Annotated in this window: 13 protein-coding genes and 1 pseudogene; 8 read left to right on the top strand and 6 right to left on the bottom strand. The window is 69.2% G+C overall.

Annotated features, from left to right (window positions below; translation table 11 throughout):
- Positions 1-87: 87 nt before the first annotated feature.
- Positions 88-1212, top strand: coding sequence for a mechanosensitive ion channel family protein (locus AFER_RS04325; RefSeq protein WP_015798273.1), 1125 nt, complete (start codon positions 88-90; stop codon positions 1210-1212).
- Positions 1213-1479: 267 nt separating this feature from the next.
- Here the strand turns inward: AFER_RS04325 and AFER_RS04320 are convergent, their stop codons facing one another.
- A complete protein-coding gene (locus AFER_RS04320) occupies positions 1480-1851 on the bottom strand; it encodes a hypothetical protein (protein WP_015798272.1) in 372 nt (123 codons plus the stop codon).
- A gap of 65 nt (positions 1852-1916) precedes the next feature.
- Here AFER_RS04320 and AFER_RS04315 point away from each other — a divergent pair, with 65 nt between their 5' ends.
- Entirely contained in the window at positions 1917-2618 is a 702-nt protein-coding gene (locus tag AFER_RS04315; protein ID WP_015798271.1) for a VIT1/CCC1 transporter family protein, read from the top strand.
- 10 nt (positions 2619-2628) lie between these two features.
- On the opposite strand, the gene AFER_RS10900 is transcribed toward AFER_RS04315, so the two are convergent.
- Positions 2629-3231: a mycothiol-dependent nitroreductase Rv2466c family protein gene (locus AFER_RS10900; RefSeq protein WP_143711938.1), complete on the bottom strand. Its 603-nt coding sequence runs from the start codon at positions 3229-3231 to the stop codon at positions 2629-2631.
- An 84-nt stretch (positions 3232-3315) separates the two neighbouring features.
- Between AFER_RS10900 and AFER_RS04305 the strand changes: the two genes are divergently transcribed.
- Positions 3316-4125, top strand: a complete 810-nt coding sequence (locus AFER_RS04305) for a formate dehydrogenase accessory sulfurtransferase FdhD (protein WP_015798269.1) — start codon at positions 3316-3318, stop codon at positions 4123-4125.
- 246 nt (positions 4126-4371) lie between these two features.
- Here the strand turns inward: AFER_RS04305 and AFER_RS04300 are convergent, their stop codons facing one another.
- The 3 genes from AFER_RS04300 to AFER_RS12300 all read right to left on the bottom strand — a co-directional run bounded on the left by AFER_RS04300 (position 4372) and on the right by AFER_RS12300 (position 6330).
- Positions 4372-4656: a WhiB family transcriptional regulator gene (locus AFER_RS04300; protein WP_041662632.1), complete on the bottom strand. Its 285-nt coding sequence runs from the start codon at positions 4654-4656 to the stop codon at positions 4372-4374.
- A gap of 154 nt (positions 4657-4810) precedes the next feature.
- Positions 4811-5488, bottom strand: coding sequence for an alpha/beta fold hydrolase (locus AFER_RS12305; RefSeq protein ID WP_015798267.1), 678 nt, complete (start codon positions 5486-5488; stop codon positions 4811-4813).
- Positions 5485-6330, bottom strand: coding sequence for a DMT family transporter (locus AFER_RS12300; RefSeq protein WP_015798266.1), 846 nt, complete (start codon positions 6328-6330; stop codon positions 5485-5487). The genes AFER_RS12305 and AFER_RS12300 overlap by 4 nt, the downstream gene beginning before the upstream one ends.
- Before the next feature lie 39 nt (positions 6331-6369).
- Between AFER_RS12300 and AFER_RS11580 the strand changes: the two genes are divergently transcribed.
- Both AFER_RS11580 and AFER_RS12895 read left to right on the top strand, forming a co-directional pair.
- Complete coding sequence (locus tag AFER_RS11580) at positions 6370-8151, top strand: MGDG synthase family glycosyltransferase (protein ID WP_015798265.1); 1782 nt, start codon at positions 6370-6372, stop codon at positions 8149-8151.
- Between the two features lie 10 nt (positions 8152-8161).
- Positions 8162-8632 (top strand): annotated as a pseudogene (locus AFER_RS12895) (polysaccharide deacetylase family protein); the annotation flags it as partial.
- A gap of 21 nt (positions 8633-8653) precedes the next feature.
- On the opposite strand, the gene AFER_RS04280 reads toward AFER_RS12895, so the two are convergent.
- Positions 8654-9922, bottom strand: a complete 1269-nt coding sequence (locus tag AFER_RS04280) for an AI-2E family transporter (protein WP_015798264.1) — start codon at positions 9920-9922, stop codon at positions 8654-8656.
- Between the two features lie 108 nt (positions 9923-10030).
- Here AFER_RS04280 and AFER_RS12775 point away from each other — a divergent pair, with 108 nt between their 5' ends.
- From AFER_RS12775 to AFER_RS04270, 3 genes are read left to right on the top strand one after another with little or no spacing between them, the layout of a single operon-like run.
- On the top strand, positions 10031-10156 hold the full coding sequence (locus AFER_RS12775) for a hypothetical protein (protein ID WP_280956816.1): 126 nt from the start codon (positions 10031-10033) through the stop codon (positions 10154-10156).
- Positions 10140-11240: a lysylphosphatidylglycerol synthase transmembrane domain-containing protein gene (locus AFER_RS04275; RefSeq protein WP_280956808.1), complete on the top strand. Its 1101-nt coding sequence runs from the start codon at positions 10140-10142 to the stop codon at positions 11238-11240. The genes AFER_RS12775 and AFER_RS04275 overlap by 17 nt, the downstream gene beginning before the upstream one ends.
- Positions 11241-11263: 23 nt before the next feature.
- Positions 11264-12502, top strand: coding sequence for an acetyl-CoA hydrolase/transferase family protein (locus AFER_RS04270; RefSeq protein ID WP_015798262.1), 1239 nt, complete (start codon positions 11264-11266; stop codon positions 12500-12502).
- Positions 12503-12512: the final 10 nt, after the last annotated feature.

The raw sequence follows: 12512 nt of genomic DNA, 5'->3' as shown, positions 1-12512 counted from the left end.
GGTAGCAGGCCGCTCCGAAGCCGCCTCGTCAGCCGTGATGCCAACGCTAGCCTGATGCCGCCGAGGTGCGAGCCAAAGGAGCAGGCCGTGAGCATCGCCCACCAGCTGTTGGTGATCCTACCGTCGCTCGGTGCCGCCACCGTCGTGGGGCTCGTCATCGCTGCTGCCCTCGTGCGCATCACCCGGGTCGTCAACCGTCGGCACCCGAACAGCGTGCGCACCGCCGCGCTGCGCCGACTCATCGGACCGGTGCGCTCCGGGATCCCGCTCCTCGCCATGGCCATGGTGGTGCGCTCGCTGCGCTTGCCCGGTGCCACCATCGGCGACCTCACCCACGGGATCGAACTCGCACTCGATGCGGTCGGAACCTGGGCCCTCGCTCGCCTGCTCGAAGCCGCCGAAGACGCCATCTTGTACCACTACCACATCGAGGGTCCGGACAACCTTCGAGCCCGCCGCCTCCAGACGCAGCTGCGCGTCTTCCGCCGGATCCTCCTCGTCGTGATCGTCATCGTTGCACTGGCCCTTGCCCTGTTCTCGTTCCCGAGCGTTCGCATCGCCGGAGCCGGCCTCCTCGCCAGCGCTGGCATCGTCTCCCTCGTCGCCGGCGTCGCGTCGCGACCGATCGCCTCCAACGTCATCGCGGGCATCCAGATTGCGCTTGCCCAGCCGATCCGCCTCGACGACGTCGTCGTCGTGGACGGCCACTGGGGTCGGATCGAAGAGATCAACCTGACCTACGTGGTGGTCCGGGTCTGGGACCTGCGCCGCCTCGTGCTCCCGATCTCGTACTTCACCTCCAACGCCTTCGAGAACTGGACGAAGACCACCGCCGACATCCTCGGATGGGTGCACGTCGAGGTCGACTACACCGCTCCCGTCGACGCCATTCGCGAGGCGTTCCTCCACATCGTGGCTGACTCTCCCGACTGGGACGGCAAGACCGCACGCCTCCAGGTCACGAGCCTCGGGACGTCCACGATGCAGCTGCGCCTCCTCATGAGCGCCCGGGACTCCACGGCGTCGTGGAATCTCCAGTGCGAAGTTCGTGAGCGGCTGATCGCCTACCTGCAGCGCACCTATCCGTGGTGCCTGCCACGCCTGCGCGCCGAGATCGTCGAGGGTGCCGAGAGCGCCGACGGCGAGCGGACGCCACGCGGCGCCACCCAGGCCGCCCTCCCACCGCCCGTCGATCGCTCCGCGGCGCCGTAGACCGCGGCCATCCAACGCCCTCGAGGCCACCAGCCGAGCTCGGCGAAGCCGTCCGTCGGGGCTCATCGCGCTACCGCCACGCTCGCGTCAGGTGGGAAGGCACGCCAAGCATGCGCGCGGGGCTGCACGGCTGCCCGTGACCAGCGGCCTGTGAAGAGACACCGTCGAATGCACCACGAGCCGGCGCCCCCACCCGTCGGTACGCAGACAGAGGCTACGGACGCCTCGTCGGCCTCACATGGCGCCAGCGAGGGGCGCCGAAGAGGACTAGTGGAACCAGACGCGCTGATACTCACGCGACATCGGGTGCAGCAACAGAGCGAACGGGACGATCGCAAAGATGATGATGATCACGCCGGAGGACAGGATGGTTCCGATCCCGCCGAGGATGCCGAAGTAGAGGTAGGTCAGCAACGGGATCGCGGCAGCCGCGATCGCGAGGTAGTAGCCGATGCGCCGAGAGTTCGCGATTCCGTACGCGCCCACGATCGGGAGCACCACCATGGTCAACAGCTCGAGCGGCGAGAGCCCCACGAACAGCATCTCGAACAGCGTGAACAAGGCGTTCAGATACAGCAAGATCGACGCGATCACCAGCGTCTGAGGTTGCGACCGATCGATCAGCTTCAGTTCACGCATACGCCCAGCCTACCGCGGCACGAATCGCTCGGCGAACTCGGCCTCCGCGGCTAGCCTCAGGAGCTATGGAGGCACACCACGTCGAGCACCGCGACGTCACCGGTGGCGGCGCGAGAGCTGCGGTGTTCGGAGCTTCCGACGGTCTCTTGACCAACGTTGCGTTGATCCTGGGCGTCCTCGGGGCTTCCCACGCAGGGCACACGGTGCTCCTCACCGGTATCGCCGGCCTCGTGGCCGGGGCGTTCTCCATGGGCATTGGTGAATACGTGTCGATGCGTGCGCAGCGTGAACTCCTCGAGCGCGAACTCGACGTGGAACGCACCGAGATCCGTCATCGACCCGAAGCCGAGACACTCGAGCTCCAGCAGCTCTACGAGCAGCGTGGCGTCCCGAGCGATCTCGCCGCCGCCGTCGCGGGCTATCTCATGCGCGATCCCGACGTAGCCCTGCGCATTCACGCCCAAGAGGAGCTCGGCGTCGCTCCCGAAGCCACCGGATCTCCCGTCCAGGCGGCGCTCGCATCGTTCGCGCTGTTCTCCCTCGGTGCAGCCGTACCGCTCGTTCCCTGGATCTTCACGCAGGGCACCCTCGCGACGGGACTCTCGATCGGGCTCGCCGGTCTCGCGGCTCTCGGCCTCGGGGGCGCGCTCGGAGCGTTGTCGGCTCGGCCGGTCGTCTCGAGTGCCCTTCGACAGCTTGCCCTCGCCGCGTTGGCCGCCGCCGTCACCTTTGGGATTGGTCACCTGGTCGGGGCCACAGTTACCTGAGGAGGCTCGTTCAGGCGAATCGGGGCTCGACGGCCCGTCCGCGCTTGATCTCGAACAACGCCGGGGTATCCAGCACTCCTTCGACGATGTGCCAGAGTCGAACCGCCTCGTCCGGCGCCAGGGGGCGGTCGACGATCGGCCCGTAGAAGCCCCTCTCGCCGCCGCGACGAGCCAGGATCGGGGAGCCGACGTCCGGACCTGCGAGTCGCATCGCGCGCTGGTGCTCTGTGACCACGGCGGCGTCGAGCCGACCATCGTCTGCGGCCGCGATGTCCTCATCGCTCAGCCCCAGGCCCTCCCCGAGCTCGCGGACGAGCTCGGCGTCGAGCGTACGACCACCCTCGAACGTCGCGCGACCTGCGGCACGGTAGAGCGCGCTCACGCGAGCGTCATCACCGGCCGCCAGCAGCCGCACCATGACTCGTTGGAGGCGTCGACCCTGGCGCATCGCCTCGATCCACGGATTCGACGGATCGTCGCCGTTGAGCTCGAGGAGCGAGACCACCGAGTAGCGCACTGTGAGGCCGAGCTCGGCCTCCACGGACTCGAGCCACCTCGAGGTCAGCCACGTCCACGGACAGACCGGGTCGACGAAGAGCTCGAGCTGATCCATGGTCATCAGGCTATCGAGCCGGTGAGCTAGCATGGTGCGGTGGAGCGCAACCGGTCAGTCGAGAGCGCGTCGCCACGAAGACGCGTGACACTTGTCGATCGGACAGGTGGCGTTCGGCTCCGCGCCGAGCGGGTGATCGCGGAGGAGCCACTTGCGATCCTCGTCAAAGGCCCTGACGCAGCGCCCGAGCTTGTGACCACGACACTGCGAACGCCAGGTGAGGACACCGCGCTCGCCGTGGGTCTCGTCGTGACCGAACTCGCCATCTCGCCACGCGACGTCGTCGGAGTGTCGCTCTGTCCGCCACCGAGTGCGGGCGAACCCGCCTACCGTCAGGCGACGGTCGTCCTCCGCCACCCGGTTGCCGTCCCACCTCAGCCGAGCGTACGGACGAGCTCGTGCGGCTGGTGCGGTACCGACGATCTGGAACGGCGCCTGCACCAGGTCTCCGCGTCGCCGCACGGGGAACCGATCGACGTCGACGACCTTCTCGCGCTCCACGAGCTCGTGAGCGAGGCAGACGGCTTGTTTGCCTTGACACGTGCCGCGCACTCGGCGATTCTTGCACGACAGGGGTCGCCGGTCGCTGTAGGCGAAGATGTCGGCCGCCACAACGCCCTCGACAAGGCGATCGGTCACGCTGCACTGGCCGGCACGCTTGCGACCGGTTCGGACGTGATCCTCTCGGGTCGCATCGGCACCGATCTCGTCTTGAAGGCCGCGGCGATCGGGGCCCGATCGGTGATCGCCCTCGGCTCGCCCAGCCACCGCGCGATCACCACAGCCGAGGACGCCGGGATCGTCCTCGTCGGCGGACTCCGTGCCGAGGGATTTCGTCTCTACGCGCACGCCGACCGTGTCCGACTGCACGGAGCACCGGTTCCGACGTTGTGAGGTCGACACCTGGGGCTCGCCAGCGCGACGTCCTACCGTGCGGCGCTCACCTCCTTGACACTCGCGGGGCGACGTCCCGACGTCAGCGGTTGCCGTCGTCTCCGCGCAACCGCACGCATCGCAGCGGACGCACACAGCGCTGTCCAGATCGGTCGACGGACTCGCCCGCGCTCCCATCACAGTGCGCCAGGGCCCGAGGACCCGCGACGGCTCCGCCGCGTGCCCGAGGCGAAACCGGGCCGCCGGCTAGATCGCTCGCGACACGGCTCGCCGCTGCAAACGACGGATACGCCGTATCACGCGACGCTCCTCCTCGTCTTTGCCACCCCAGATACCGAACTCCTGGTTGGTGCGCAACGCGAACTCGAGGCATTCGAGCCGCACGTCACAGTCCGCACAGACGCGCTTGGCCCGGCGGATCTGGACCTCTGCCTCACCCGTCACGCCCACGGGAAAGAACAAACCCGGATCAACGTCGCGACAGTGCGCACGCACCCGCCAATCTTCGCAGTCCCACGTCGCCAGCTTCATCGACTCCACGACACCCGGCTCCTTCGCCGCTCCAGGTGCCCCCCGCACCACGACGTCCGCAGCACGCCCCCACTGCTCCGGTCGTCCGTACCAATGTTATCCGATCGCCCGAGCCGGCGGATCCCATTCGTATACAGAAGACCTCCCACCCCGGTCACGCACTCCGTTCGGAGGCCAGGGATCGAACGGCATCGGCGACGACGGCCGCCTCGTCCGCAAGCTGATCGTGACCACCGCGGGAGACGACGAGCCGAGCCTGTGGCACGCACTCGAGGAGCCGTAGGGCGCCGCGCGGAGGCACCACGCGGTCGCGAGCACCCGCGACGACGATGACCGGGACGTCGAGCCGCCGAAGCGACGTCTCCACCTGGTCGATGGTGTCGAGCAGCGATCGCTGCTCGACCAGGAACGCCTGGCGAGCCCGCGCACTCAGCGCCGCCGGCACGGACCGCTCCGCCACTGCGGCGATCAACGATCCCGCGACGTGTCCGACGCCGGCCCTGGCGAGGAGGCGATCGCTCCAGACCAACGCGGCGCGGGTCACGGCAGGAGCCACCAGCACGACACCGGCCACCGCCGGGCACGTCGGCGCCACGAGCGCCGCGATCGCCGCACCGAACGAGTAGCCCACGAGCACCGTCGGGCCGTCGATCCGCTCCTTGGCCCACGATGCCTGCGCGACGAGCTCCCGAGGCGCCAATGGATTGGATCCCCATCCCGGTCGGTCGGGAGCGTCGAATTCGAGACGCCCGAGCCACCTGGCCACAGGATCGAAACTCCGACCCGAACCCGGCTGACCGTGCAGCGCGAGCACCTTGCGCACTCCGCTCACCGGACCCCTCCCTCGTCGCGGGCTCCTCGCGCCAACGCGATGATCGACACCGCCTCGAGCACGATCGCTCCGAACACGATCGCGAGCCTGCCAGGGCCAAAGCCTGGACCAGCCCCCTCGACCCACACGGCGAGCGCACTCCCGACGATCGGCTCTGCCACCGCGACGATCGGCGCCACGGTGAGCAGCCGTGCAGCGCCGAACGCGCTCTGGACGACGAGGAGCGCGAGCGCACCCACTGCGAGCAGTGTCCACAGCTGCCAGCTCTCGAGGACGCCGAGCGTTCCCCGTTGGCTCCACACGAGCCCGACCGAGCGTTCCACGACACTCACCACCCCGAGCAGGAGCCCGCCGGCCGCGGCGAGGTACCAACCCCGACGCAGCAGCACCCGACGCCCGACCGTCAACGCGACGGCGCCGCCACCGAGTCCCGCCGCGGCGACGGCGAGCTGGGCCGCGACCGATCCCAGGCGCGAGCCTCCCTGGGGCGCCACGACCAACACGACGACGAGCGCGAGGACCGACCCCGCCAACGCCACGGCGTCGCGGGGGACGATCGCGAGCCGACGTTGGACGTGGTGCGCCACGATCGCGATCACGAGACCGCTCGCCACCACCGGCATCACCACCTCCACCGACCCCACCTTGAGCGCGAAGAACTGTGCCACACCCCCGGCGACGTCGAGCAATGCTCCGAGATTGAAGCGACGATCGCCGACCAGATGGCGAACGAGTCCGATCCGCAACGACGCCGATCGCGGCGCAGCCTGGCTCGCCTCGAACTGCAGCACGGTCGCCCCCGCAAACGCGAGCGCCGCGCCGAGAGCGAGCAAGAGAGCCACTGTTCGCCCAGTGTACGGCGATGCGATACACTGGCCCCGATGTCCCAACCACGCGTCCTGATCGTGTCCGCGCGCCTTGGCGGCGGCCACGACGGGGCGGCAAGGGCCATCGCCGATCATCTTGGCCGTCACGGCGCCGACGTCAGCATCGTCGACTTCCTCGACGCAGCCCCACGTCTCGGCACGATGCTCGAGACCGTCTTCCGCGTCGAGGTCGAGCGTGCGCCCTGGGCGTATCGGCTCGAATTCGAGCTCTGGTCACACATCCCTGCACTGACCAAGGTCGCGCGCGCAGTGTTCCGACGAGCCTTCGGCGCGAAGGTTCGCGAATGGCTCCAGACGATCGACCCGGACATCGTCATCGCGACCCATCCCTTCCCCGCGCAGCTGCTCGGCGAGTTCCGCAGGCGGCGTGACCCGTGCGTCGCGGACCGCCACCTCGTCACCTTCCTCACCGACTTCTCCGTCCATCCGATGTGGATCCACCCCGACATCGACGTCCACCTCGCGGTCGCCGAGACCGCCGCTGTCCAGGCCAAGCGCCGCGGCCACCTGCGTGGACCCGTCGTGCGCGTCGGGCCCTTCGTCGACGAGCGCTTCCGGATGCTGCCGGAGCGAGCCAGCGCGCGTCGCCACCTCGGCTTGCCGCCTGACGCGCGCATCGCCCTCATCGTCGGCGGTTCGTGGGGGGTGGGCAAACTCGTCGAGACCGCCGCAGCGTTGGCCAGCACGGGCGACGTCCTGCCCGTCGTGCTCGCCGGTCACAACGAGGAGCTCCGAGCGCGCGCAGCCGCGGCCGACGGGATCGTCGCCGTCGGTTGGACGAACGAGGTCGACCTCTGGCTCGCCGCCTCGGACGTGGTCGTCCAGAACGCGGGAGGACTGTCATCGCTCGAGGCGATGGCCGCACGCCGTCCGGTGATCTCCTACGAACCGATCGTCGGCCACGGTGCCGAGAACGTCGCCGCGATGGCCGAGAGCGGCGTGACGTTCTGGGCACGCAACGTACGCGAACTCCGCGACGCGGTCGTCCACTACGCCTCCGCGCCCGAAGAGCTCACGCTCCCGGCGCTCGCACAGTTCCAGGCAACCCCCGAAGCACCCATCCTCGACCTGCTGACAGAGGCTCCGCCGCGACCAGCACTCTCCCCCCAGCGCGTTGTGCTCCGTCGAGGACTCGTCGGGGTCGCGAGCGCCGCGTCCGTCTTCGTCGCGGTCAACGTCGCATCGGGCCTCATCGGCTACGAGGGCCTCAACCTGTCCGCAGCCGCACGGCCGACCCACGTTGCCTATCTCGCGGCGCTCCTGCCGACACCGGACCTCGCGTCGCCGGCACTCGACGCCGCCCTGCACAACGACCACATCGCCGTCGTCGTGACCGAACGCGGGGTTCGTCGTGACCCAGCCGCCGTGGCGATGGCCGGAGCAGCGGGCGTCGCGCTCGTCAACGGGGGCGCGGGTTCGCGTATCGGCGACCTCAGCCTCATCGTCCCCGTCAATGATCTTCAGCTCGGACGCGCGGCGCTCAGCGCCGTCCTTGGCAGCCCCGTCAACGTGTACGTGCCGCAGAACACCATCAACGCGGTCGATCTCGCCTGGGCGGCGCTGCACCACCAGAGCGTGATCCCCGCCCGCATCATCCCGCCACGAGCGCTCGCAAGCACGATCGCGCCCGGTTCCATCGTCGAAGTCGCTGATCCCACCGCCTCCGTCGCGAGTGCACTGGCGCTCGCGGCGTCCACCCGCCAGGCGCTGGCAGCACGCCACCTCGTCGGCGCTCCGGTGAGCGAGCTCGCGCGCGCCCCGGAGCTGAGCGCGTGAGGTCGCACCCATGAAGTGGGGCCATGCCGCCGCCGTCGTGGGTACGGCAGCGCTCGTCAACCACGCTGGCCCGGCGCTCACCCACCACTGGTGGATCGCACGGCGGCTCAACCCAGCCGTCGCTGGCATCGGCCTCGACGACCACGTCGCCTTGACCTTCGACGACGGACCGAGTCCGGTGACCACGCCTCGGATCCTCGACGCGCTCGAGCGGCTCGACGTCCACGCGACCTTCTTCCTGCTCGGCTCTGAGGTCGAGCGCTACCCATGGGTCGCGCGCCTGGTGGCCGAGCGCGGACACGAGATCGCCGTGCACGGCCACTGGCACCGCAACCATCTCGGGCGTTCCGCGCGCTCGGTGCGTTATGACCTCGCCCGCGCCGTCGGTGCGATCGAAGAGGTGGTCGGCCAGCGTCCGACGTGGTTCCGACCCCCCTACGGGGTCGTGAGTCGAGGAACGCGACTGGCAGCACACGAGCAAGGCGTTCGCCTCGTCACCTGGTCAAGCTGGGGGCGCGACTGGCGGTTTGCCGCGTCCAGCACCTCGATCCTCGCCGACCTCACGCACCGGCTCGGCCCCGGTGCCACGCTGCTGCTGCACGACTCCGACGTCACCAGCGCCCCCGGGGCTCCCCTTGCCACCCTCGCCAGCCTGGACGAGCTCGTCGCCCGTGTCCGTGCTCGGGGTTGGCAGATCGGTCCCCTGCGCGACCACGGCGCCTGAGCCACGCCCAAGCCAACGCCGCAACGGATCGCGCAGCGTCTCACGCGCGATCACCTGGATCGCACTCGCGATCGGTATGGCGATGAGCGCTCCCGGCAGCGACGCAGCCTGTGCGCCGACCAAGATGGCCACGAGGACCCAGAGGGGACTCAACCGGACCGTCTTCGCATAGACGACCGGATTGAGCACGTGATTTTCGATCTGCTGGTAGGCCAGGACCACGATCAGCACGATGACGACGTCCTCGGGTCCGCCGACGAGCGCGAGCGCGACCGCCGGTACTCCGCCTGCGAGCCCACCGACCAACGGCAGGAGATCGACGAGCCCGACCCACAGTCCGATGAGTGCTGGGTCCGGGAGACCGAGGATCGCATAGGTCACCCCGATCACCAGACCGGCAACCACCGAAGTCGCGAGGTTGCCGAGCACGTAGCCCGCCACCGCGATCGCGACGTCGTGCAGGACGCCCTCGACACGAGGACGCCGCGACGCATCGAGCTGCGCCACCAGCCAGGCGATCGCTTTCGGCGCCTCGAGCGAGAGGAACACGGCGAGCGTGCCGATCACCGCGAGCGTGGCGAGCGAACCGACCGCACCGCTCGCCACGGACAGCGCCGGGGTCACCGCCAACTGCGCCGCGTGGGCGATCGACTGCGCACCCACGTCGAGCGCGTGCTGGAGGTGAAGGCGCACGAGCAGCGCCTCGATCGCGGCTCGATGGGCACGCAAGCGGCTGAGCAGGCCCGGGAGATCTCCGAGCAGCCGCTGACCGGCGTTCACGAGCGGAACGACGAACGCGGCCGCGAGGCCGACGAGCGCGGCGAGCACCAACACCGCGGTGACGAGCACCGCGACGACACGGGGCAGTCCGAGACGCACGAGCCTCGAGACGATCGGTTCGATGACGAGCGCGAGAACACCCGCCACGACGATCTCGAGCTCGAGGTGACGAAGCACGGCGAACGCCCACACCGCGACGCCGAGCCCGGCGGCCACGGCCTCGGCGATGAGGAGGTCACGGAGCGAGAGGCTCCGTCGCTCGACCATCGAGTCCTCCTCGCCGATTGCCCCAAGACGCCTCTCGACAGGTTAGACTGACGAGGTTGTGAGCACCGAAGGACGGGGGGCATCGCCGCGTGCTCGACTCGGCCCCTCGTGGCTCGGTCTGACGCTTCCCGCGCTCGGGCGCGCTGCGTCATCACGTTCTGGGTCGTCATCTGCGTCGTCGCGTGCGGCATCACACTCAGCATCACCGCGACCGGTCCTGCGCGGAACCCGTAGGAGCCTCGGCAAGCTCATACGACACTTCGCGATTCGAGGGCTCGCAGGGTTCGTCATCCTGCTCGTGATCGAGTACCTCGTCGTTCCCGAATTCGCGGGCTTTCGCAAGACGCTGTCGCTCCTCGACCGCGCCAACTATTGGCTGGTACCGCTCGCCGCCTTGGCCGAGGCTCTGTCGCTGTTCGCGTATGCGAAGCTCACCGAGACGGTACTCCCGCGCCCCACGCCGAGCATCGGGCAGCTCGCCAAGGTCGACCTCGCGGGCCTTGCGGTCTCGCACGTCCTCCCTGGTGGCTCCGCGAGCGGCGTCGGGCTCACCGCGCGGCTGCTGTCGAACCTGGGGGTTCGCGGGGCCGACACCGGTGTCGCGCTCGCGACCCAGAGCGTCGGATCTGCCCTCATCTTGAACGCACTGCTGTGGCTCGCCCTGCTCGTGTCGCTCCCGTTCTACGGCTTCAACGAGGTCTACCTCGTCGTCGCCGTCCTCGGCGTCGCGCTGATGGCGATCTCCATTGCGGTCGTGATCCTGCTCACCCGTGGCAACCGTCGCACCCAGCACGCGGTCGGTACGGTGATCGACCACGTCCCTCCGCTCGCCCATCGTCGTCGCTCCATCGAACACGCCATCGCTCAAACGGCCGAGCGACTCCGCGCACTCGGGCGCGACCCGCAGCTCCTCCGGCGCGCGTCAGCGTGGGCGCTCGCCAACTGGCTCTTCGATGCAACGACCCTGTGGATCATGCTGGCGGCGTTCGGCCAGCTCATGAACCCGGTCGCGCTCATCGTCGCCTACGGCATCGCCAACGTCGCTGCGGTGCTGCCGCTCACGCCGAGCGGACTCGGGGTCGTCGAGACCCTCGCGATCACCCTCCTGACCGGATTCGGTGCGCCCCGAGGTGTCGCGATCCTCGGCGTCCTCACGTGGCGGATCTTCAACTTCTGGCTCCCGATCCCCGTCGGCGTCGCCGCCTACGTCTCACTGCGCGTCCAGCGCGGCGAGGACGTGACGCTCGAGCTCGATCGGATCGACCCGAACCTCGGCCGACCCGACCCCGACGTGTCCGACCACGATCCCAACCATTGACCAATCCCGTAGGAGCACCCGCCATGGAGATCATCGGAGACGACACGTTACGCAAGCGGCTCGCCGCCATCGGCCGTCGTGAGCCGCGCATCGTGGCAGGCGGGAACTTCCTCACCCCAACGGCCCTCCTCGGCGCCGCCGAGGCCGAACTCGAACGCTGGCGCCTGTTCATCCTGAACGCCCAGCACCCGATCCCGGCTCGCCCGGGCATCACCTACGAGTCGCCCTTCCTCGGCCCAGCCATCCGCGACCAAGGCGACGCCCTGCGCTATCTGCCCATGCGCCTGTCGCTGGTGCCGACCCTCCTCGCCACCACGCTCGTACCCGACGTCGTGATGGTCCAGACGTCCCTTCCGATCGCGGGTCGGGTCTCACTCGGAACGGAGGTCAACATCTTGCCTGCGGCGATCGAGGCCGTTCGCTCGCACGGTGGCCTCGTCATCGCCCAGCTCAACCCTCATGTGCCCTACGTCTTCGGCGACGGAGAGATCGAGACCGACGCCATCGACTGGGCCATCGAGGCAGAGGCGCCGCTGTCCTCGCCGGACGCGCGCAACGCCGACGATCCCCAGGCAGCAGCCATCGCCGAGCACGTCGCACGTCTTGTCCCGAGCGGCGCCACGCTCCAGCTCGGTATCGGCGCCATCCCCGATCGCGTCCTGGCGCGCTTGGAGGATCGACGTGGCTTGAGGATCTGGAGCGAGATGATCAGCGACGGCGTCCTCGCCCTGGAGCGGCGAGCCGCCCTCGATCGGAGCGAGCCCATCACCGCGTCGTTCCTCTTTGGCTCGGCTGAACTCTATGCGTGGGCCGACCGCAACCCGAGGCTCCGTCTCCTTCGGACCGAGACGATCAACGACCCTGCCATGATCATGCGCCAGCCACGCATGACCGCGATCAACGCCGCCCTCCAGGTGGATCTGTTCGCGCAGGCGAACGCGTGCCACCTCGGCCCTCGCGTCATCTCCGGCTTTGGCGGACAACCCGACTTCACCGTCGGTGCGCTCCATGCGCGCGAGGGCCAGTCCATCATCGCACTGCGCTCCTGGCACTCCCCAACCGACGCCTCGAACGTGCGCGCCTGCCTCGACACGCCGGTGACGTCGTTCCAGCACTCCGCGATCGTTTCGGAGCACGGTGTCGCCCACCTCTTCGGCGCGAGCGCGACTGAACAAGCGCAACGCATCATCACCATGGTCGCCGATCCGCGAGCTCGCGACGAACTCGCAGCCGACGCTCGCGCCGACCACGGGCGCGCATAGCCGCCCCCGG

Origin of the sequence: Acidimicrobium ferrooxidans DSM 10331, from assembly GCF_000023265.1 — a bacterium.
Taxonomy (GTDB): Bacteria; Actinomycetota; Acidimicrobiia; order Acidimicrobiales; family Acidimicrobiaceae; genus Acidimicrobium; species Acidimicrobium ferrooxidans.
Note: the sequence above shows the minus strand (reverse complement) of the source record. Positions and strands in the feature narration are given on the sequence as shown.